This window comes from Microbacterium forte (genome assembly GCF_031885415.1).
Classification (GTDB): domain Bacteria; phylum Actinomycetota; class Actinomycetes; order Actinomycetales; family Microbacteriaceae; genus Microbacterium; species Microbacterium forte.
Genome location: NZ_CP116871.1, coordinates 1,943,598 through 1,964,180 on the forward strand (window position 1 = coordinate 1,943,598; position 20,583 = coordinate 1,964,180).

Genomic DNA, 20,583 nt, shown 5'->3' on the forward strand with positions numbered 1-20,583 from the left:
TCAGGTAAGGCTCAGCTAAGTTAGAACGGTACCGATCCGCCGAAACCGGGGTTATGCCGTGCGCTCATCCGCGCCCCTTCTCAGCGTGCGTGACCTCTCGATCACCCACGCCGGTGCGGTGCGCCCCTCGCCCCACGACGTCACGTTCGACATCGGCACCGGTGAGGTCGTGCTGCTCCTCGGCCCTTCCGGTTCGGGCAAGTCGACGCTCACGCTCGCTCTCAACGGGCTCGTCCCGCATGCCGTGCCGGCGACCATGACGGGCGCGGTCCACGCCGGCGGCGTCAGCACGGCCGAAGGCGACACCGCGTCGTTGAGCACCCACGTCGCGATGGTCTTCCAAGACCCGGATGCGCAGATCGTCACCGGCACCGTCTACGACGAGGTCGCGTTCGGACCCGAGAATCTGCTGCTCCCCCTCGACGAGGTGCACGCCAGGACGGCGGACGCTCTCGGTCGCGTCGGCCTGTGGGAGCGACGGGACGAGAACCCCGACCGGCTGTCGGGCGGCGGGCGTCAGCGCCTCGCGATCGCGTGCGCACTGGCCATGGGGTCGCCCCTGATCGTGCTCGACGAGCCGACCGCGAACCTCGACCCGCAGGGCATCGACGATGTCTATGCCGCACTGACCGATGTGGTCGCCGCCGGCGATCGGGCCATCCTGCTCGTCGAGCACAACCTCGACGCGGCGATGGGCTTCGTCACCCGCACGATCGTGCTCGACCGTGCCGGACGCGTGGCGTTCGACGGCCCGGCGGCCGAGATCATCCGCACGCACGCCCCCGAGCTCATGGCCATGGGGGTCTGGTTGCCGGGTGCCACTCTGGCTGCACTGCGGATGCAGGATGCGGGGGCGCACTTCGACGAACTCCCCCTCACCCCCTCCGAGCTCGCCGCGGCGCTGACCGTGACGCGGGTGAACCACCTGCAGAGCCCGGGCGCGGCCTCGTCCGCCGCCTCCCGCCCGAACCGTCTGCAGGACCGAGGCACGGATGCAGGACCAGATGACGCTGTTTCGGCCGACGTTCGTGCCACGGTCCTGCAGACGGACGCAGGTCGCGGCTCGACGACCGAGACCGGCGACACCGGCGACACCGCACCGATCATCAGCGCCCGCGGTCTCACCGTGCGCCGCCACCGCACCGAGATCCTGCACGGCATCGATCTCGACATCGAGCCGGGAACCCTCACCGCGATCATCGGCACGAACGGCGCAGGCAAGACCACCCTGCTGCAGGCCCTGGCCGGAGTCGTGCCGCCGCCGAAGCGCCAGGTGACGGTCGACGGCATCGACCCCGGCTCGGCGTCGCCGCGTGAGCTCGCGAGCCGCATCGGGTTCGTGTTCCAGAATCCCGAGCACCAGTTCATCGCCCACACGGTGTTCGACGAGCTGGCCCACGGGCTTCGTCTGCGGCACACCCCGGATGCCGAGACGCGCGAGCGCGTCGATGCCATGCTCTCCCGCTTCGGTCTCGAAGCCAAAGCCGACGTGCACCCGTTCCTGCTGTCGGGCGGAGAGAAGCGACGCCTCTCGGTCGGCACGGCCCTCATCACCCGTCCGCAGGTGCTGGCGCTCGACGAGCCGACCTTCGGTCAGGATCGCGCGCGGGCCTCCGAGCTCCTCGCGCTGCTGCGCGATCTGCGCGCTGAGGGAACGACGATCGTCATCGTGACCCACGACCTCCAGCTCGTCGCCGAGCACACGTCGCACACCGTCATCCTCAAGGACGGTCGAGTGCACGCCGCCGATCGCACCGACGAGCTCTTCCGCGATGAGGCGCCGTTCGTCGAGGCGGGGCTCCGGCTCCCGGCGCTGCAGCGCGTGCTGGCCGAAGCGGGGCAGGCGATCGCATGAGCGCGCACGTCTTCGACCCGTACGCCGCCGTCTCGGTATCCTCTCCGCGCCAGTTCCTTTATGCGCTCAACCCGCTGGCGAAGGTCGCCGGAGTCGCCCCGGCCATGGTGCTGCTGATCTTCGTGCGCGACCTCGCCACACCCGCCGCCTTCCTGGTGCTGTCTCTCGCACTGATCGTCGCGGGTTCCCGCGTGACCTGGCGCACGGCCGCGCTGCTGTTCGTCGCGCTGCCGGTCGGCATGCTCGCGATCGGCGTCGGGTTCTCGCTGTGGGTCGATGCGTCGCTCGTCGACGACACCCATGCCGCGCTGCAGATCGGCGAGTGGACGCTGTACCGGGGCGCTCTTGAGATCGGTTTCGCCACCGCCCTCCGACTCGGTGCGATCGTCGCCCTGGCGCTCGTCGGCGGCCTCACCACCACCGGCCCCGACCTCGTGCGCGCCAGCGTGCAGCAGCTGCGCGTGCCCTACCGGATCGGCTACACAGCCCTCGCCGCCTTCCGCTTCGTGCCGCGCTTCGGCCACGAGCTCGCTGTGATCCGTGCCGCGCATCGGGTGCGCGGTCATCACGGCGGCAGCGGTCCGTTCGCGCGCATCGCCCGAGGCTGGGGCTACATCGTGCCGCTGCTCGCCGGAGCGATCCGCCACGCCGAGCGCGTCGCTCTCGCCATGGACTCCCGCGCCTTCGGCGCCCACCCGACACGCACCGAGCGTCATCTCGTGCCGTTCCGCACCCGCGACACCGTCTTCATCATCGCGTCGATCACCGCATCCGCCGCGATCTTCGTGCTCTTCTTCCCCTGGCAGCTGCCCTGAAAGGCGCCCGCATGGCATACAGCAAACTGGTCAAGCCCGAATCGTCCGAGCTCATCCACCTCAGCGTGCTGCGCACCCAGCGCCTCTCCGAGCACTGGATGAGAGTCACCCTCGGGGGAGGCGAGATCGAGAAGTTCCATCCGATGGGATTCGACCAGTGGTTCCGCCTGTTCCTGCCGATCGGCGGCGACGCGGGCCTCGACCGAGTGCCGGCGAAGGCGAACAAGATGTTCGGGTATCTCAAGTTCCTGCGCATCCCCGACGGCGAACGCCCCGTCATGCGCAACTACAGCGTGCGCGCACACCGCCCGGCGACGACGGAGTCAGGCGCCGAGATCGACGTCGACTTCGTGCTGCACGGGTCTGCGGCCGACGGCACGGCCGGGCCCGCCTCGCGATGGGCGGAGACCTGCGCGCCCGGCGAGCACGTGCTGATCATCGACGAGGGACTGACGTTCAACCCGCAGCGCGGAACGGACCGCGTCGTGCTGGTCGGCGACGAGACGGCGCTGCCGGCGATCGCCTCGATCTGCGCGTCGCTCCCCGCGCACGCCACGGGCACGGCGATCATCGAGGTGCCGTCCGAGGAGGACGCGCTCGACTTCCCGCATCCGGCCGGTGTCGACCTGGTCTGGCTCGTGCGCCCGCACGAGTTCGACCCCGGGTCTTTCGCTCTGGCTCGACTGCGCGAGCTGACGCTCCCCGACGCGCCGTTCCACGCCTACGCGGCGGGCGAGCAGTCGCTCGCATCCGGTGCGCGCAAGCACCTCGTGGGCGAGCGCGGCGTAGACAAGAACGACGTCAGCTTCTGCGGGTACTGGAAGATCGGCGCTGCGTCGCCGACGTCGAAGGCAGCCCGCGAAGCGGCAGCGGAGCCCCTCGCATGAGCGGCGCGGATGGCATGCCCGGAGCGGATGCCGCGGACTCGAACCCCTACGCGGATTCGGCCCCCGACGGTGGTGAGCGGTCAGAAACGCATCCGAAATCGCCTTCTGGGATGCAGAATCGACCACGCACCGGTGGCGGACGCTCGCGCTTCCGGTTCCCGACGGCGATCCTCCTGACATGTGCCGCGCTCGGTGTCGCCGGTGGAGCGCTGCTCGCGCCGGCGAACTGGATCTCGACGATCCTCTTCCCCGGTCTCCCGTTCGTCAGCGTCGGGCTCGCCGGACTCTGGCTGCTCCCCTCGGTCATCGCCCTGCGTCTGCTGCGCCGCCCTCTCGTCGGCCTGCTGGTGGGCCTGCTGGCCGGACTCGTCATCGTCCCGTTCTCGGGATACGGCTTCAGCAGCGTCGCCACCAACCTGTGGTGGGCGGCGTTCACCGAGCTGCCGTTCCTCTTCGTGCTCTGGCGCTACTGGGGAACCTGGTTGCACTATCTCGGCGCCGCGATCGTCGGCATCGTCTACCCGGTGCTCGCCTGGACTTCGTTCAACCTCGGCAGCTTCGAGCTGCCCCTGCAGGTCACGTTCTTCGCCGTGATCCTCGCCAGCTGCCTCGGGGCGACTGCCCTCGGCATCCTGATCGCCGACCGCCTGCGGAAGGCCGGCGTGGGAGCACGGCTGCCGCGCTGACCGGGGCAGGACCCCGTCAGGTGCCTGTCGTCCGGACACAGCTTCGGATGCCGACTCGCGGCGTGCCGCGCTCCGGCATCCGGTTCCGGTGCGTCGCTCCTGCCCGCCGAATATGTGCGGAGCGAAGCCGATCCACTCGCCCACGAGCCGACTCGGGGTGGACCCGGCACCACGAGAAAGGGCCCCGGATGCCGACATCCGGGGCCCTTCGAATCTTCGGTGCGTCAGCGCTTGCCGACGATCTGACGACCGACGAGGTCGCGCATGATCTCGTTCGTTCCGCCGTAGATGCGGTGCACGCGGGCATCGGTGAAGGCCCGGGCGATCGGGTACTCCATGATGTAGCCGTAGCCGCCGTGCAGCTGCACGCCCATGTCGAGCACCTCCCACTCGCGCTCGGTCGCCCAGAACTTGACCTTCGCGGCGTCCTCGGCGCTGAGCGTGCTGTTCTTGTAGGCGAGCAGTGCGCGGTCGATGTACGCCCACATCGCGTCGGTGGTCGCCGCCATGTCGGCGAGCCGGAAGCGGGTGTTCTGGAAGTCGGCGATGCGCTCGCCGAACGCCTCGCGGTCCTTCGTGTAGGCGACGGTCCAGTCGAGGGCGGCCTGAGCGGCCGCGGCCGCGGCGACGCCGATCGAGAGGCGCTCGAGCGGCAGGTTGAGCATCAGCTGGATGAAGCCCTGCCCCTCCTTGCCGCTGATGAGGTTCTCGTCGGGGATGAACACGTCGGTGAAGCTGAGCTCAGCCGTGTCCCAGCCGTGGAAGCCCATCTTGCTGAGCTTCTTGCCCTGGTCGAAGCCCTCCATGCCCTTCTCGACGAGCAGCAGGCTGAAGGCGTCGGGACGGTTGCCCTCGCCGGTCTTGACGAAGGTCACGACGACGTCGGCCGTCGAGCCGGAGGAGATGAACGTCTTCGCGCCGTTGAGGATGTAGCCGCCGTCGACCTTCTTGGCGTTGGTCTTGATGCCGCGCAGGTCGGAGCCGGCGCCGGGGTCGGTCATGGCGAGCGCGCCCAGAACCTCGCCGGTGGCCATGCGGGGCAGCCACTTCTCCTTCTGCTCCTGCGTGCCCATGTGCACGAGGTACGGAACAGCCAGATCGTCCTGGATGCCGAAGGCGCCGGCCAGCGAACCCGCGCCGGAGGCGATGACCTCCTCCATCACGACCGTGCGGAATCGGTAGTCCTGCAGCATCCCGGCTCCGCCGAACTCCTCGGGCACGGACAGTCCGATCAGGCCCGCCTCGCCCGCCGCGAGCATGGTCGCCCGGTCGATCTCACCCGCGGCATCCCACCGCTCGATCGCCTCGTTGCTCACGTGGCGCTTGACGAAGTCCTTGACGAGGTCGCGGAATGCCTCGTGATCCTCTTCGTAGATGTCGCGTTCCATTGCGTCCTCCTGAACGTTCGTGCGTCTTTGCTCCGGCGATTCTATGCCGGGTCACCGACACCACGACAGCCCGTTGTGAGAATGCATCCCACAATCCGTGGGACTGGGTACCGCGATTGTCGGATGCCGCAATCGGGCCGATCCGGACATGCGCGAGACGCGGTCAGTGGGTGTAATCGGGAGCGGCGGGGAGCCCGAAGAACTCCTCCAGCGTGTGATATCCGCCCTGGTGGTAGGCGGCCGCGAGCTCGCGTCCGAGGTAGCGCAGATGCCACGGCTCCGGCTTGTACCCGGTGATCCCCGAACCGATCTGCTCGTATCGGACGATGAAGCCGTATTCCCAGGCGTTCGCCGCGATCCACTCGCCCTGCACGGTCGCCCCGAACGACTCGATGGCTCCGCACGACGAGTCGCAGGCCACGAGATCGAGTGCGAGCCCGGTCTGATGCTCGCTGTGCCCGGCACGCGCCGACGAGGCATCCGCCCCGGCCTGGCCGCTGTTGCGCACATGCGATGCGTGGGTCGCGACCTGCAGGTCGTATGACCGGTAGCCGTTGTTCGCGCCGATGCGGCCCGCTCCCTCGGCGGCGGCGGCATCGGCCATCTCTCCGACTGCCGCGGCGACGTCTGTGCGGGCCTGCCCCGAGCGAGTCGTCATCTGCAGCGGAAGGTCGGCGAGGGACGAAGGCGCGAAAGAGAGCGGAGCGAGGGGACGCGCCTTGTTCACGACCACCCAGACATGAGCGGGGTCGTCGAGCGCGATGCAGGGCGCGTTGCCTGCGACGACGGCGGCCCGGAAGCTCTCGCCGCCGCCGAAACCGGCGATGATGGCCGAATCGTCGGCGACCGCTATCGCCTCGAGCACGCTCGGCTCCGAACACGGATCGGCCGCGGTGGTCGCACCGACCTCGACCGCCGGCACCTCCTGCACCACCAGCGGCTCCGGCATCGCCATCTCCGCGGGCGCGGATGCGGCGATGGGCGCGCCCGCGATCGACAGCAGGACGCCGATCGCCGTCACCGCAAGACCGATGGGCAAGGCGGGTCCGCGGATCGGAGAGCGCTGTGCCGCATGCTGAGGCTGCGGCGGGAAGAACATGCTTCCATTGTCCCTTAAGTCCGATCGAACAGAATTCCCACCCCGAGTTGACGTTCCATCGTAAGTATGTTCGAATTATCGGCATGCGGTGGCAAGGGCAGAAACTCGGCGACGTCGATGACGCCGCCCTGCCCGGCCTCGAGGCGCGCACAGGGGTGCTCCGCACGGTGACCACTCCCGACTTCGCGGGCATGACGTTCCATGAGGTGCTGTCGAAGTCCGCGCTCAACCATGTTCCCGGCGCATCGCGCATGCCGTTCGCCTGGACCATCAACCCGTATCGCGGATGCAGTCACGCGTGTGTCTACTGCTTCGCTCGGGGCACCCACGAGTACCTCGATCTCGATGGCGGCTCGGACTTCGACTCTCAGATCGTCGTGAAGGTGAACGTCGTCGAAGTGCTGGAGAGAGAGCTGCGCAAAGGCAGCTGGGAGCACGAGACCGTCGCTCTGGGGACGAACACCGACCCGTATCAGCGCGCCGAGGGCCGGTACAAGCTGATGCCGGGGATCATCGACGCCCTCGCCGCGTCGGGCACCCCGATGTCGATACTCACCAAGGGAACGCTGATCCGGCGAGACATCCCATTGCTGGTGAAGGCGGCCCAGCGGGTGCCCGTCGACATCCAGATGTCGATCGCGATGTACGACGACGAGCTGCAGAAGGCGATCGAACCGGGCACCCCGACGACGCAGGCTCGGCTCGACACGGTGCGAGCGCTCCGGGATGCGGGCTTCAGGGTGACCGTGTTCCTGATGCCGATCATGCCCCACATGACGGACTCCGTCGAGGCGATCGACACAGCGCTGCGACGCATCAAGGAGGCGGGAGCGAATCGCGTCATCTACGGCGCCCTCCACCTGCGCGCCGGTGTGAAGCCCTGGTTCATGCAGTGGCTCGGCGAGTTCCGTCCCGACCTGGTCTCGTCGTACCGGGGACTGTATCCGGGCGTCTCGGCCGAAGCGCCGAAGGGCTATCGCCAATGGCTCGCCAAGCGGGCACGGCCGCTCATCAGGCTGCACGGCCTCGACGGCCAGCACGAAGACGACTACCCGGTGCGCGGCATCCGGGGGTCCGCGCCGCACGGGCGCCCGGCGCCGGCGTTCACCCCGTCGCCTGCCCCTGCGCAGCCGATGCTGTTCTGAGGGAACAGGACGCGTCGGCGGCCAACGCCCCGGGCGCGTAGGCTCGGACGTTATGGCTATCGGCTCCACCATGCACACGTTCGAAGTCCAACTGGCCGACATGGATCGCGGTGTGTACGACGACTTCTCGCTGCGTGCGGCACGGCATCCGTCGGAGACCGATGCGTACATGCTCACCCGCGTGCTCGCGTACGGACTCGAGTTCGCAGAAGGCATCGCATTCGGCGGCGGGATCTCGCAGACCGACGAGCCGGCCGTCCTCGTCCGCGACCTCACCGGCCAGATCAGGGCCTGGATCGAGATCGGAGCGCCCGATGCCGAGCGCCTGCACTACGGCAGCCGACTGGCAGAGCGCACCGTCGTCTACACGCATCGCGATCCCGCGAAGGTCATGGCCCCCTGGGCAGACAAGCGCATCCACCGCTCGGAGGACATCCGGGTCTTCAGCTTCGATGCGGGGTTCATCGACTCCGCCGCACCGCTCATCGAGCGCCGCAACACCATGACGCTCACCGTCACCGAGCAGGTGCTCTACCTCGACCTCAACGGCACGACGTTGACGACGGCGATCCACGAGCACCAGCTCGGCTGAGCGCAGGGCGGAGGACTGCGCTTCGGGGAGGACGACTGCGCTTCGGGCGGAGGACTGCGCTTCGGGCGGAGGACTGCGCTTCGGGCGGACGACTGCGCTTCCGGCGGAGGACTGCGCTTCGGGCGGAGGACTGCGCTTCCGGCGGACGACTGCGCTTCGGGCGGACGACTGCGCTTCCGGCGGACGATTCCGACCGATGAGTCCTCCCGAGGCGCAGATCTCCTCCCGAAGACGTCGCCCCACGCGCCGAAGCAGATCACACGCCCCGAAGAGGGTGAGACCCCGACGCCCCGTGCCGCCGATCCGGCGACGCACACAGCCCCGGCGAACCGGACGAACATGACGAAGGCCCCGCCCCCGCGGATGCGGGGACAGGGCCTTCGTCGGCGGCGGATCAGGCCGTGAGGTCTGACGCGGTCGGCATGCGACCGGCGATCTCCTCGATCAGGTCGTCGTTCAGACGAGCGTTCTCGAACGGAGCGTCGATCTCGGCGCGCTGCAGCAGCTCGGTCATGCGACGCTGACGCTGACGCGTGATCAGCGTGACGACGCGGCCCGAGCGACCGGCGCGACCGGTGCGGCCCGAACGGTGCAGGTACGTCTTGTACTCGTCGGGTGCGTCAGCCTGGACGACCAGATCGATGTCGTCGACGTGGATGCCGCGGGCGGCGACGTCGGTGGCGACGAGCACGTTCACGCGGCCCGACGTCAGACGCTCGAGGTTGCGCGTGCGCTTGGCCTGGTTGAGGTCACCGTGCAGCGAGACCGCGGGGATGCCGGCGTCGTCGAACTGCTCGGCGAGCATGTCGGCATACGCACGGGTGCGGGCGAAGACGAGGGTCTTGCCCGCGCGGTCGACCAGCGACGTGAGGATGTCGGCCTTGTCGCGGTGCTCGATGACGAGCACGCGGTGCTCGATGGTGCTCGACTCCTGGTCTTCGCCCGCGACCTCGTAGACGGCCGGGTCGACGAGGAACTCGTCGACGAGGGCCGCGACCTCACGGTCGAGCGTGGCCGAGAAGAGGAGCTTCTGGCTGCCGTCGGCCGTGTGACGCAGGATGCGCTGCACGGGCTCGACGAATCCGAGCTCGCACATGTGGTCGGCCTCGTCGAGAACGGCGATCCGGCAGTCCGAGAGGTCGAGCTTGCCCTGGTTGATCAGGTCCTCGATGCGACCGGGTGTGCCGATGACGATGTCGACGCCCTTCTTCAGCGCGCCCACCTGGCGGCCCTGGGGCACGCCACCGTAGATCTGCGTGGTGAAGAGGCCGACGCTGCGGGCGATCGGCTGGATCGTGCCGTCGATCTGCAGCGCGAGCTCGCGCGTCGGAGCGAGGATGATCGCGCGGGGCTTGCGGCCGAATTCGCGGCGCTTGCCCGCCTGCGACTGCAGCACACGCTCGACGAGCGGAGCACCGAACGCGATGGTCTTTCCCGAGCCGGTGCGACCGCGGGCGAGGACATCGCGACCCTTGAGCACTGCCGGGATGCTGGCAGCCTGGATCGGGAACGGCGTCGCCGCGCCCATGCCGGCGAGGGTCTCGACGATGTTGGATCCGAGACCGAGGTCGCCGAAGGTCACACCGTCGACCTCGACGGCCGCCACGGACTTCGCCTCGAGGCGCTCGTGCACGACGTCGTCGGTCGGCTCGAACTTCTTGGCGGGGGCCGCACTCGATGTGGCGTTCCAGTCGTTGCGGCTGGGGCGCTCGTTGCGCGACGGCCGTCCACGGGTGTCCGACGTCAGCGGGCGGGGACGATCGGTGCGGTACGCGCCACCGGTCGAGGGACGCGAACGCTCGTCGCGGCCACCCTCGATCGAACGCTGAGTGCGGTCACGGTCGAAGGCACGACGCGCACGGTCGGCGTCGTAGGAGCGCTCAGAACGCTCGGCACCGCCACGGTCATCACGGCGCGGGCCTGCGCCACGGTCGTCGCGACGAGGACGGTCGTCACGGTCGAAGCGGGGACGCTCGGATGCTGCGCGGTCGAAGCGCGGACGCTCGGATGCGCCGCGGTCGTCGCGGTTGAAGCGCGGACGCTCGGAAGCGCCGCGGTCGTCGCGCTGCGGGCGGTCGTCGCGGTTGAAGCGCTGGCCACCGCGGTCGTCGCGGAAGCCACCGGAACGCTGGTCACGGCGGTCGTCGCGACCCGGACGTCCGCCGTCGCGGTGATCGCCATCGCGGAAGCCCTGGCGCTGCGTGCCGGCACCGCGGTCGTCACGGCGCGGACGCTCGTCACGATGGCCGCCGCGCTCATCACGGTACGTGCCGGGACCGGTCGGACGCTGTCCGCCGCGGTCATCGCGGCGCGGACGGTCGAAGCCCGCGGAGGAGCGGTCGTTGTAGCGCGGACGGTCGTCACGGCTGTGCGGTGCCTCACGGCGACCCGACTCGGCACGGTTGCGGATGCCGCGCGACTCGTCGCGACCCGCACGCTCCTGCGACGACCAGCGCTGCTTGGGTGCGGCGCCCTCTTCGGCCGGGCGGTAGCCGCGGTGGCCGACGCTGCGGCTGCCGGGACGACGGTCGTATCCGGCCGCGGGAGTGCGCCGCTCACCGGCATCCGCACGTCCACCGCGTGCATCACGCGAATCGCGGGTGTCGCGCGCGCCGTCACGGCCACCGTTGTGGCGGTCGTGGAACGACGTCTTGTTCGCGCCGTAACGCGGCTCGAAGTTGGCGGAGGGGCGTCCGCCGCGGGGCTTCTTGTTCTTGGGCATGAGTGTGTCCTTCTGAGTTCTCGCCACGAGAACGGCGCCGCGCACATGCGCGGTACCCTGCGCGCGGTGGGATGCGACCACGCGGGGTTTCCGGACTGTCAGCGGCCGGGGCCATTCATGTGATGGTTGATTAGCGTCGAGCGACGCTCACCATCGGCCCCTGGACTCACACTTCTTACACAAAAACGTCCGCGCACTGCGCGGGTGTCCGAAGCCGACGCATCAAGTGTAGCGGTCGCACCTGAAAGACTCCCCTGCCCCATGGCGGATGCGGGTCGCCATACGATTGCGGAGTGAACTCCGCATCCCCCACCGGCACACAGGTGCACCTCCAGCTCGGCGACGTCAGCGCTCAGATCGCGCAGGTCGGCGCCTCGCTCCGCTCCCTCCGCATCGGCGCTGTCGATCTGATCGCTCCGTATCCGCTCGACTCGCCCACCCCCTCCTGCTCCGGCGTGGTGCTCGCGCCCTGGCCGAACCGGGTCAGGGACGGACTCTGGAACGACGAGGGCACCGAGCGGCAGCTGGCGATCACCGAGCCGAAGTTCGGCAACGCGAGTCACGGCCTGCTGCGTTTCGCGGCCTACGACATCGCGGATTCCGCGTCGGCGACGACGCTGAGCGCGACGATCTTCCCGCAGACGGGCTACCCGTATCTGATCGAGACGAGTGTCACCTACGTGCTGCGCGCCGACGGGATCGACGTGACGCACGCGCTGACCAACCGCTCTGCCACCGAAGCACCGGTCGCGCTCGGCACGCACCCGTTCCTCACGATCGGCGACGTGGATCCCCATGACCTCGTGCTGCGGGTTCCGGCGCAGACTGCCATCGACACCGACGAGCGCATGCTGCCCGTGGGCACGCGCCCGGCCGAGGGGGCGCTTCGCGACGGCGTGCGCCTCGGCGACATCACTCTCGACACCGGGTTCACCGACCTCTCGCGCGACGCCGACGGACTCGTCCGGCACTCACTCACCGCACCCGACGGGCGTCGACTCACCCTCTGGCAGGGTGCGGGATTCGACGTCGTGCAGGTCTACACGACCGACAAGTATCCGGGGCAGTCCCTCGCCGTCGCGATCGAGCCAATGACCGCGCCGGCCGATGCACTGAACAGCGGAGTCGGCCTGCGCCGCCTGAATCCCGGTGAGACCTGGACCCTCGAATGGGGCATCACGCTCGACTGAGCTCGACTGAGCTCGACCGCCCCGGTTCACAACTCAGCAAGAAACGCGCCGATGCCCGCCCGGAAACGCTTCCGGGCGGGCATCGAGCTCAGTCGTGCTGAATCGTGGACGGCGGATGCGGCTACTCGCCGCGCTCGCGAAGCTCGCGCCGCGTCAGCTGGTTCGCGTGCGGCCACTCCGAGGCCGGAGCGGCACCTCCGCTGGAGGCGCCCGCAAGCGCCAGGCCATCGGCAGGCACGGGCCCGTCCGACGGCTCGGCATCCTTCGTCGGCGCAGACCCGTCGTCACCCGAACCCGCCTTACGGGCCCGGCGTCGCTCTTTCGCACCCTCCACGAGGTTGTAGAGCGTCGGCAGCACGATCAGCGTGAGCACGGTCGACGAGAGGAGTCCGCCGATCACCACGATCGCGAGCGGCTGCGAGATGAAGCCGCCATGACCCGTGATGCCGAGCGCCATCGGGGTGAGCGCGAGGATCGTCGCGAGCGCTGTCATGAGAATGGGTCGCAGACGCTTCTCGCCACCGGCCTTCACGGCGTCGATGGTCGACAGCCCCTTCTCCCGGTACTGGTTCACGAGGTCGATGAGCACGATCGCGTTCGTCACCACGATGCCGATGAGCATCAGCACACCGATCAGCGACGCGACGCCGAGCGGCACGCCCGTCACGATCTGCAGCAGGATGGCGCCCGTCGCCGCGAACGGCACCGACACGAGCAGCAGCAGCGGCTGCCGCAGCGACTTGAAGGTCGCGACCATGACGACGTAGACGATCAGGATCGCGGCGAGCATCGCGAGTCCGAGCTGCGAGAACGAGTCGGCCTGCTGCGAGGCGACGCCACCGACCTCGGCCGATGCGCCGTCAGGCAGGTCGACCGCAGCGAGCGCCTCGGTGACCGACTGGGTCGCCACGGCGAGGTTGTCGGATGCCGGGGGCACCGTGATCGTGGCGGTGCGGCGTCCCTGCTCGGTGGTGATCGAGGTCGGGCCGTTGCGCTCCTCGACGGTGGCGATGTCCTGCAGCTGCACCACACCGGTCGCGCTCGGGACGGCCAGCTCGCGCAGGGCCTGCGCGGTGGTCGGCGGCTCGGACGCTGCGAGGTAGACCGTCAGCGCGGTGTCGTCGATCTCGACGGTTCCGACCTGCTCCGGGCGCATCGTGTTCGAGACGATCGATCCGACGGCCACTTCGGACAGTCCGCGCTGCGCCGCGGCGTCGCGGTCGACGACCACGGCGAGGTACGGCAGCGCTGCGGCGAGGTTGTCGGTGACCTGTCCGATGCCGTCTCGACCGTCGAGCTCGTCGATGACGGCGGTCGTCGCGGTCTGCAGGTCTTCGGAGTCGGATGCCGAGACCGTGATCTCGATGTCGCTCGAGCCGAGTCCGGCAGACGCGGCGACCGACACCTCTCCGACGTCGGTGAGTCCCTCGATGGCATCCTGCACATCGGCGCGGAGCTTCTCCTGGTCGGCATCCGCGTCGGTGAGCACCGAGTAGGTCACGCCGGCTCCGCCGGAGAACGCGTCGCGCAGAGCGGATCCGCTCGAGCCGATCGAGGCCTGCACGTGGGTGATGCCGTCGATGTCGAGCAGCGCGTCCTCGACGGCGATCGCCGCCTCCGACTTGGTCTCGAGGCTCGCGGTCGGACCGAGGTCCTGCGTGACGGTCATGGTGTTCTGGCCCGAGTCGCTGAGGAAGTTGATCTTCATCAGCGGTGCGGCGGCGAGCGTCGCGCCGAGCACGACGACCGCGAGGATCACGGTCAGCCCGGAGTGCTTCAGCGTCCACCCGAGGATCGGGCGGTATGCCTTCTGGAGCCGCGTCGGCGGCGCATCGGGGTCTTCCGGGTCGATCTGCACGCCGTTCTCGTCGAGCAGCGGCTTTCCCGGGCGGAGGAACCAGTAGGCGAGCACCGGCACGATGGTCAGCGACACCAGCAGTGAGGCGACCATCGCGATCGACACCGTCATGGCGAACGGTCGGAACAGCTCGCCGACCATGTCACCGACGAACACGATCGGCAGGAACACGGCGACCGTGGTGATGGTCGACGAGGTGACGGCCATCGCCACCTCGCGCACGGCCAGCCGGATCGCGTCTCCCTTGTCGGCGTCGCCGACGTAGTGCCTCTTGATGTTCTCGATCACGACGATCGAGTCGTCGACCACGCGGCCGATCGCGATCGTGAGCGCGCCGAGGGTGAGGATGTTCAGCGAGTACCCGAACGCCTGCAGACCGATGAAGGTGATCAGCACGCTGGTCGGGATCGAGATCGCCGTGACCAGCGTCGAGCGGATCGACATCAGGAACACGAGGATGACGATCACGGCGAAGACGAGTCCGAGCAGGCCCTCTGTGGCGAGGGTCTCGATGGACTGCTGGATGAAGGGCGCCTGGTCGAAGATGATCGTGAACTTCGCGTCGGGGAAAGCCTCTTCGAGCGTGTCGAGCGCGGCGATGACCCCCTGCGACACCTCGACGGTGTTCGCCGCCGGCAGCTTGGTGATCGAGATCGACAGGGCGTCCTTGCCGTCGACGCGCGAGATCGACGAGACGGGGTCGGTCTCCTGCACGACGGTGGCGACGTCGCCGATCGTCTCGCTCGTGCCGACGAGCGGCAGCGCCGCCAGCTCATCGACAGACGTGATCTTCGCACCGGTCTGCACGGTGAGCGTCTGACCGTTCTCGGTGATGTCGCCGCCGGGGAACAGCGTGCCGTTCTGCTGCAGCGCCGTGGTGATGGCCTGCGTGCTCTGACCGACCGCCGCGAGCTTCGCGACGTCGGGCGTGATCGTGATGCGCTGGCCGACGCCGCCGATGATCTCCGCGGCGTTGACGCCGTCGACGTCCTCGAGCTCGGGGATCGCGACGTTCTGGAGCTCCGCCTGCGCGTTCTCGGCATCCTCGAAGCCGGTCACGGCGACCTGGATCACCGGGAAGTCGTCGATCGACACCGTCAGCACCTGCGGGCTCACGTCTTCGGGAAGCTGACCCGAGATGCGGTTGATCGCCTGCTGGATCTTCTGCTCTGCCGTCGCGAGGTTCGTTCCGTAGGCGAACGTGGCTTGCACGATCGAGGCGTTCGTCGTGCTGGTGGCAGTGGTGCCTTCAAGGCCCGGAACACCCTGGATCGCCGACTCGATGGGCGTCGAGACGTCGTTCTCGACGACCTCGGGCGAGGCGCCGGGGTAGGTCGTCATGACCATCAGGTTGGGCAGCTCGAGCGACGGGATGAGCTCCTGCTTGAGGTTCGTCAGAGCGAGCCCGCCGAACACGGCGGCGACGATCGTGATCAACGCGATCAGTGCGCGGTTCTTGAGGCTCAGGACGGCGAGGTTCGACAAGGCGGGTTCTCTCTCTGCTGATCAGGCGGATGCTGCGGCGGTGGATGCTGAAGTGGACGCCTGAGGAGTGAGGATCCCGGCGAGGGCGTCGCGGATGAGCTCTTCGTCGAGCGGCTCGTCGTGGATCTGAGAGTGCCAGAGTACGCCGTCGATGAAGACGGCTGCGGCCCTGGCCCTATCCACTCCGTGAACGGGGGCGATGAAGCCGACGATCTCGTCGGACCAGAGCCGGGCGAACTGTCGGACGCGCGGGTCGTGCACGGCCGCGGTGACGACGGCACGGTCGGCCTGCACCGCACGCGCGTCGTCGAGCCCTCGGCGCACCAGGCGGGCGATCCCCTCGGGCGTCACTCCCTCGATGATCACGGCTTGCCGGGTCGCGTCGATGCGCGCCTCGATCTCGACGGCCAACGCCCCGATCGCCGCCTCGCGCAGGTCGTCGAGGGTGGCGAAGTACTGGGTCGTCGAGCCGAGTGGAACCCCGGCGCGCGCGGCGACCTTGCGGTGGGTGAGAGCGTCGACGCCGATCTCGACGATCAGCTCGGCTGCCGCGGTGACGATCTCTCGACGGCGCGCTTCAGGGTCGCGGCGGCGGCGCGTGCCATCGCTCATTCCGGACCCCCAGCGATCACCCCTGTACGGGCGTACATGTACTTTTGTACATTCTGCATTCCGAACCTGGGGGTTCGCTCAGGGCGCCGCTGGTGCGACAGCTGCCGCTCGCGCCGCCTACTCGACCTGGCCGCGCTCGAAGTAGGCGACGAGGTCTTCGTCCAGTTGAGGGACCGTGATCGCCGAGCCGTCGCCGCGCAGCGACTCGGTGGCGAGGATTCCGGCCGCCACCGCTTCGCGCGCGGCCACCGGCGAGGTCTCGGTGGCTCCTCCGTCGCGCACGAAGCGCAGGAACTCGGCGACGAGCAGCGCGTCCGCCCCGTCGTGCCCTGCACCCTCCGACTCGGGGACGAGGAACGTCTCGTCGGCGTCGGCCGCACCGCGGTGACGGCGGTTCCACAACCTGACCTCGCTGCCGGCGGTGTCGCCGACGTTCTCGATGCGCCCCTCGGTGCCGATCACCGTGTAGTTGCGCCAGTAGTCGGGTGTGAAGTGGCACTGCTGGTACGAGGCGAGGATGCCACCGGACAGCCGCATGTTGACCATCGAGATGTCCTCGACGTCGATCACCGGGTTGAGCCCGGTGAGCGACGTGGGCGGCCAGTTGTCGACGCTGAACCAGTCGGGCATGCGCTCGCCCGTGCGATCCCGCCGGTCGGTGATGTCGCCGTAGACGCTGAGCTCGCCCATCGCGGCGACCTGCTCGGTGTAGGCACCCGCCAGCCAGTGGATGATGTCAATGTCGTGCGCCCCCTTCTGCAGAAGAAGACCTGTGGTCCGGCGGCGGTCGGCGTGCCAGTCCTTGAAGTAGTAGTCGCCTCCGTGCCCGACGAAGTGGCGCACCCACACGGCCTTGACGTCACCGATCCGGCCGTCCTGGATGAGTCCGCGCATCAGCGTGATCACCGGCATGTGCCGCATGTTGTGGCCAATGTAGAGGCGGCTGCCCGTTCGGCGAGCGGTCTCGAGCATCGCGTCGGCGTCGGCGAGGTCGATCGCGAGCGGCTTCTCGCAGAACACCGCGACGCCCGCTTCGAGGGCCCGGATGCTGAGCGCCGCATGCGTGTCATCCGGCGTCAGCACCATCACAGCATCGACACCCGAGGTGAGCAGCTCGTCGAGCGAGTCGGTGATGAGAGCATCCGGAAGGAGGCGTCGAGCGTCGTCGCGGGCGCGCTCCGACGGGTCGCAGACCGCGGTGATGCGCGACCCCTGGCCGGGGCGGTGCACCTCCTCGCGCAGTGTGGCGCGCGCGCCGAAGCCGATGATTCCGATGGTGAGATCCACGGTGGTCCTTCTGGGAGTAGAGATGTGCGCGCAGACGGCGGCGTCAGCGCGAGTGAGAGGAGGGGGCGTCGAGGTCGGTCGACGCCCCGGGGAACAGCGACCAGGCGAACTCGTGCAGCTGCCCGGGAGAATCGTCTGCGGCGAGCGCGCGGTCGATGATGATGCGCGCCTGCCTGTCGTAGAAGTCGGTCGGGCCGACCGTGGTCAGCGTGGGGGCGACGAGCTGCGCGTCAGGGGTGTTGCCGACGCCGATCACGGCGACGTCGTGCGGCACACGGAGCCCGAGCATGTGCGCCGCGTTGATCGCCGCGATGGCCGCGAAGTCGGTGGTCGCGTAGATCGCAGAAGGCCGGTCGTCCTTCGACAGCAGCTGCACGGCCGCCGCGAACGCGCTGGCCTGCCCCTCGGTGTATGTGACGGTCCAGTCCGGATCGACCTCGAGGCCGGCACCGTCCATCTTCTCGAGGTACGGCGTGTATCTGGTGACCTGCGTCGGCGCGAGGCGCACTGCACCCTCGGCGGCGAGACACCCGATCGCCGTGTGCCTCTCGAGCAGGTGCTCCATCGCGAGCTCGCACCCCGGGATCGCATCCGACCGCACGACGTCGAAGCCCGCGGGTTCGAGGTGCTCCGAGAACACGACGAGCCGCTGCCCGCGCTGCACGAGGTCGGCGAGCTTGCGCTCGGCATCCTCGTCGATCCCGACGCCGTCGAGATAGGCGACGTCGCTCTCGACCCTGTCCAGGGCCGCATGCCAGTCGCCGTCGGCGAGGATGAGCGTCGTGAGACCGTGCCTGTTCGCCTCGGCGTTCACGGCGTCGGCCACCGCGAGCGACCACGGGTCGCTCAGCATGTGCAGCGAGAGCTGCACCATGCCGCTGCGCCCGGTGCGGATCGTCCGCGCGGCGATGTTCGGTCGATAGTTGAGCTCGTCGGCCGCAGCGAGCACCCTGGCCGCGGTGGCCTCGGCGACGCCCGCCCCCGATGCCGCGCCCGAGCGCCCCGAGAACACGTACGACACCGTGGCCGTCGAGACGCCTGCGCGCTCTGCGACCATCTTCAGGGTCGGCCGCCGTGCGGTCGCCGACTGCTGCCTGCGCTCTGCCATGGGTCAGCCCTTCGATCCGCTGAAGGCGATGCCCTGGATGAACTGCCGCTGCAGGATCATGAAGGTGACCAGCATCGGCAGGGTCGCGAGCAGCGCTCCTGCCATCAGCACCGGGTAGTCGGTGCCGTGGATGCCGACGAGCTGCGAGAGCCCGACCGACAGCGGCATCTTGGCGGGGTCGGTCGTCACGATCAACGGCCAGAGCAGATCGTTCCAGGACCACAGCACAGTGAACACCACGAGAGCGATGATGCCAGGCTTCGCGAGCGGAACCATGATCCGCCAGAAGGTCTGCCACGGATTCGCTCCGTCGATGCGGGCCGCCTCCTCGAGTTCCGCGGGCATCGACATGAAGAACTGGCGCATCAGGAACGTGCCGAATGCACTGAAGATGCCGGGCACGATCAGCGCCTGCAGAGTGTTCAGCCACCCGAGCGCCTGGATGATCTCGTACTGCGGCAGCAGGTACAGCTGCGAGGGGACCATCAGCACCGACAGGAAGACCACGAACAGGGCGTTGCGGCCGGGGAAAGGGATGCGGGCGAAGGCATAGCCGGCCATCGTGCACAGCACGACCTGCCCGACCGTGCGCCCTACAGTGAGCAGCACCGAGTTGGCGAACATCTGCGCGAAGGGCATCGACTCGAAGACCTCGCCGAAGTTCGTGAACACCCACTCGCGCGGCAGCAGGCTCGGCGGCACCTGCGCCGAGTCGGACAGCGTCTTGAACGAGGTCAGCAGCTGCCAGATGAACGGGAAGACCATGAGGATCGCGCCGACGAGGAGCACGACGTGGACGATCCAGAGCCCCCTGTTGCGAGGCTTTCCGGGACGGGCGGCCGAGCGACCGGTCGGAGCGCCGACGATGGCACGCGTGTCGAGCGAGACGTCACTCATAGTGCACCCACTTCTTCTGCAGACGGAACTGCACGACCGTGAGCACGAGGATGATCACGAGCAGCAGGAAGGCGATGGCGGCGGCGTACCCCCGGTCGTTGTCGAGGAACCCCGCTTCGTAGAACAGGTAGACGACCGTGCGGGTGTTGGGCATGGCCGGGTTGCTGCGGCCGAGCATCATGTAGATGAGGTCGAACACCTGCAGCGCGCCGATCACGCTGATGACACTGACGAAGAAGATCGACGGCGACAGCAGCGGGATGGTGATGGAGAAGAACTTGCGCACCGGTCCCGCACCGTCGAGGTCGGCCGCCTCCATGATCGTGTCGGGAATGCCCTGGAGGCCGGCGAGGAAGATGACGATGTTGGTGCCGAGACCCGCCCAGATGCCGACGACCGCGATGGCGACGAGGGCGGTGTTCGGGTCGGTGAGCCAGCTGCGGCCCTCGATGCCGACCGAGCCGAGGGCTGCGTTGAGCACGCCGTAGTCGCCGTTGTAGATCATGCGCCACACCAGCGCGATCGCGGCGGGCATCGTCACGACCGGGATGAAGTAGAGCGTGCGGTAGGCGCTGCGCCCCTTGAGCCCCGCGGTGTTCAGCAGCGCGGCGATGCCCACGGCGAGCGGGATGCCGATGAGGGCGATCACCGTGTAGAGCGCGGTGTTGCGCAGGGCGCCGATCAGCTCGGGGTCTTGGAACAGGCGGGCGTAGTTCTCCATCCCCACCCATTCGGAGCCGCCGAAGGGGCCGGACTTCGTGAAGGAGATGATGAGCGTGCGCACCGTCGGCCACAGGTAGAAGACGGCGATGCCGAGTGCGGTCGGCCCGAGGAAGACGAGAGCCCACCACGGGGAGGCACCGGGATTGCGTCGCCGGCGGCGGATGCCGGGGCTCGAGGCCTCCGGCATCCGCTCTGCCTGGGCGCGCGCGGGTGACGCGACGACGGTCATGTCCG

16 protein-coding genes are annotated in these 20,583 nt (G+C 68.8%); 7 read left to right on the forward strand and 9 right to left on the reverse strand.

What is annotated here, in order from left to right; all coding sequences use genetic code 11:
* The first annotated feature begins 58 nt into the window (after window positions 1–58).
* The 4 genes from OB895_RS09290 (at window position 59) to OB895_RS09305 (ending at window position 4,243) form a co-directional block, all read left to right on the forward strand.
* The gene (locus OB895_RS09290; protein WP_079112169.1) at window positions 59–1,855 is read left to right on the forward strand and encodes an ABC transporter ATP-binding protein; all 1,797 of its coding nucleotides are present in this window, start codon (window positions 59–61) and stop codon (window positions 1,853–1,855) included.
* A complete protein-coding gene (locus OB895_RS09295) occupies window positions 1,852–2,670 on the forward strand; it encodes an energy-coupling factor transporter transmembrane component T (RefSeq protein ID WP_079112168.1) in 819 nt (272 codons plus the stop codon). Before OB895_RS09290 ends, OB895_RS09295 begins: the two co-directional genes overlap by 4 nt.
* A gap of 11 nt (window positions 2,671–2,681) precedes the next feature.
* Window positions 2,682–3,557 (forward strand): siderophore-interacting protein, encoded by an 876-nt coding sequence (locus OB895_RS09300; protein ID WP_079112167.1) that lies wholly within the window; start codon window positions 2,682–2,684, stop codon window positions 3,555–3,557.
* 110 nt (window positions 3,558–3,667) lie between these two features.
* Window positions 3,668–4,243 carry an ECF transporter S component gene (locus OB895_RS09305; RefSeq protein ID WP_079112166.1) on the forward strand — a complete coding sequence of 192 codons (576 nt, stop codon included), beginning with the start codon at window positions 3,668–3,670 and terminating at the stop codon, window positions 4,241–4,243.
* 224 nt (window positions 4,244–4,467) lie between these two features.
* Here OB895_RS09305 and OB895_RS09310 read toward each other — a convergent pair whose 3' ends face one another.
* Complete coding sequence (locus OB895_RS09310) at window positions 4,468–5,631, reverse strand: acyl-CoA dehydrogenase family protein (protein ID WP_042537950.1); 1,164 nt, start codon at window positions 5,629–5,631, stop codon at window positions 4,468–4,470.
* A 163-nt stretch (window positions 5,632–5,794) separates the two neighbouring features.
* Window positions 5,795–6,730: a M15 family metallopeptidase gene (locus OB895_RS09315; protein WP_042537952.1), complete on the reverse strand. Its 936-nt coding sequence runs from the start codon at window positions 6,728–6,730 to the stop codon at window positions 5,795–5,797.
* A gap of 83 nt (window positions 6,731–6,813) precedes the next feature.
* Here OB895_RS09315 and OB895_RS09320 point away from each other — a divergent pair, with 83 nt between their 5' ends.
* Window positions 6,814–7,875, forward strand: a complete 1,062-nt coding sequence (locus OB895_RS09320) for an Rv2578c family radical SAM protein (RefSeq protein WP_079112165.1) — start codon at window positions 6,814–6,816, stop codon at window positions 7,873–7,875.
* A gap of 52 nt (window positions 7,876–7,927) precedes the next feature.
* Window positions 7,928–8,467 carry a YaeQ family protein gene (locus tag OB895_RS09325; protein WP_079112164.1) on the forward strand — a complete coding sequence of 180 codons (540 nt, stop codon included), beginning with the start codon at window positions 7,928–7,930 and terminating at the stop codon, window positions 8,465–8,467.
* A 394-nt stretch (window positions 8,468–8,861) separates the two neighbouring features.
* Here the strand turns inward: OB895_RS09325 and OB895_RS09330 are convergent, their stop codons facing one another.
* Window positions 8,862–11,189, reverse strand: coding sequence for a DEAD/DEAH box helicase (locus OB895_RS09330; protein ID WP_079113894.1), 2,328 nt, complete (start codon window positions 11,187–11,189; stop codon window positions 8,862–8,864).
* A gap of 293 nt (window positions 11,190–11,482) precedes the next feature.
* On the opposite strand from OB895_RS09330, the gene OB895_RS09335 reads away from it, so the two are divergent.
* Window positions 11,483–12,379, forward strand: a complete 897-nt coding sequence (locus OB895_RS09335; RefSeq protein ID WP_079112163.1) for an aldose 1-epimerase family protein — start codon at window positions 11,483–11,485, stop codon at window positions 12,377–12,379.
* A gap of 121 nt (window positions 12,380–12,500) precedes the next feature.
* On the opposite strand, the gene OB895_RS09340 is transcribed toward OB895_RS09335, so the two are convergent.
* The 6 genes from OB895_RS09340 to OB895_RS09365 all read right to left on the reverse strand — a co-directional run bounded on the left by OB895_RS09340 (window position 12,501) and on the right by OB895_RS09365 (window position 20,578).
* Window positions 12,501–15,722 carry an efflux RND transporter permease subunit gene (locus OB895_RS09340; protein WP_042537960.1) on the reverse strand — a complete coding sequence of 1,074 codons (3,222 nt, stop codon included), beginning with the start codon at window positions 15,720–15,722 and terminating at the stop codon, window positions 12,501–12,503.
* Between the two features lie 21 nt (window positions 15,723–15,743).
* Window positions 15,744–16,334, reverse strand: a complete 591-nt coding sequence (locus tag OB895_RS09345; RefSeq protein ID WP_042537962.1) for a TetR/AcrR family transcriptional regulator — start codon at window positions 16,332–16,334, stop codon at window positions 15,744–15,746.
* Between the two features lie 117 nt (window positions 16,335–16,451).
* Window positions 16,452–17,621 (reverse strand): Gfo/Idh/MocA family protein, encoded by a 1,170-nt coding sequence (locus tag OB895_RS09350; protein WP_042537964.1) that lies wholly within the window; start codon window positions 17,619–17,621, stop codon window positions 16,452–16,454.
* Between the two features lie 43 nt (window positions 17,622–17,664).
* Window positions 17,665–18,729, reverse strand: coding sequence for a LacI family DNA-binding transcriptional regulator (locus OB895_RS09355; RefSeq protein ID WP_079112161.1), 1,065 nt, complete (start codon window positions 18,727–18,729; stop codon window positions 17,665–17,667).
* Window positions 18,730–18,732: 3 nt separating this feature from the next.
* The gene (locus tag OB895_RS09360) at window positions 18,733–19,626 is read right to left on the reverse strand and encodes a carbohydrate ABC transporter permease (RefSeq protein WP_194285999.1); all 894 of its coding nucleotides are present in this window, start codon (window positions 19,624–19,626) and stop codon (window positions 18,733–18,735) included.
* Entirely contained in the window at window positions 19,619–20,578 is a 960-nt protein-coding gene (locus tag OB895_RS09365) for a carbohydrate ABC transporter permease (protein WP_079112160.1), read from the reverse strand. Before OB895_RS09365 ends, OB895_RS09360 begins: the two co-directional genes overlap by 8 nt.
* Window positions 20,579–20,583: the final 5 nt, after the last annotated feature.

Bases quoted from the DNA above. Each gene is read 5' to 3' on its own strand.
- OB895_RS09295 (WP_079112168.1), top strand. From the start codon at position 1,852: ATGAGCGCGCACGTCTTCGACCCGTACGCCGCCGTCTCGGTATCCTCT.
- OB895_RS09300 (WP_079112167.1), top strand. From the start codon at position 2,682: ATGGCATACAGCAAACTGGTCAAGCCCGAATCGTCCGAGCTCATCCAC.
- OB895_RS09305 (WP_079112166.1), top strand. From the start codon at position 3,668: ATGCAGAATCGACCACGCACCGGTGGCGGACGCTCGCGCTTCCGGTTC.
- OB895_RS09310 (WP_042537950.1), bottom strand. From the start codon at position 5,631: ATGGAACGCGACATCTACGAAGAGGATCACGAGGCATTCCGCGACCTC.
- OB895_RS09315 (WP_042537952.1), bottom strand. From the start codon at position 6,730: ATGTTCTTCCCGCCGCAGCCTCAGCATGCGGCACAGCGCTCTCCGATC.
- OB895_RS09320 (WP_079112165.1), top strand. From the start codon at position 6,814: ATGCGGTGGCAAGGGCAGAAACTCGGCGACGTCGATGACGCCGCCCTG.
- OB895_RS09325 (WP_079112164.1), top strand. From the start codon at position 7,928: ATGGCTATCGGCTCCACCATGCACACGTTCGAAGTCCAACTGGCCGAC.
- OB895_RS09330 (WP_079113894.1), bottom strand. From the start codon at position 11,189: ATGCCCAAGAACAAGAAGCCCCGCGGCGGACGCCCCTCCGCCAACTTC.
- OB895_RS09345 (WP_042537962.1), bottom strand. From the start codon at position 16,334: ATGAGCGATGGCACGCGCCGCCGCCGCGACCCTGAAGCGCGCCGTCGA.
- OB895_RS09355 (WP_079112161.1), bottom strand. From the start codon at position 18,729: ATGGCAGAGCGCAGGCAGCAGTCGGCGACCGCACGGCGGCCGACCCTG.
- OB895_RS09360 (WP_194285999.1), bottom strand. From the start codon at position 19,626: ATGAGTGACGTCTCGCTCGACACGCGTGCCATCGTCGGCGCTCCGACC.
- OB895_RS09365 (WP_079112160.1), bottom strand. From the start codon at position 20,578: ATGACCGTCGTCGCGTCACCCGCGCGCGCCCAGGCAGAGCGGATGCCG.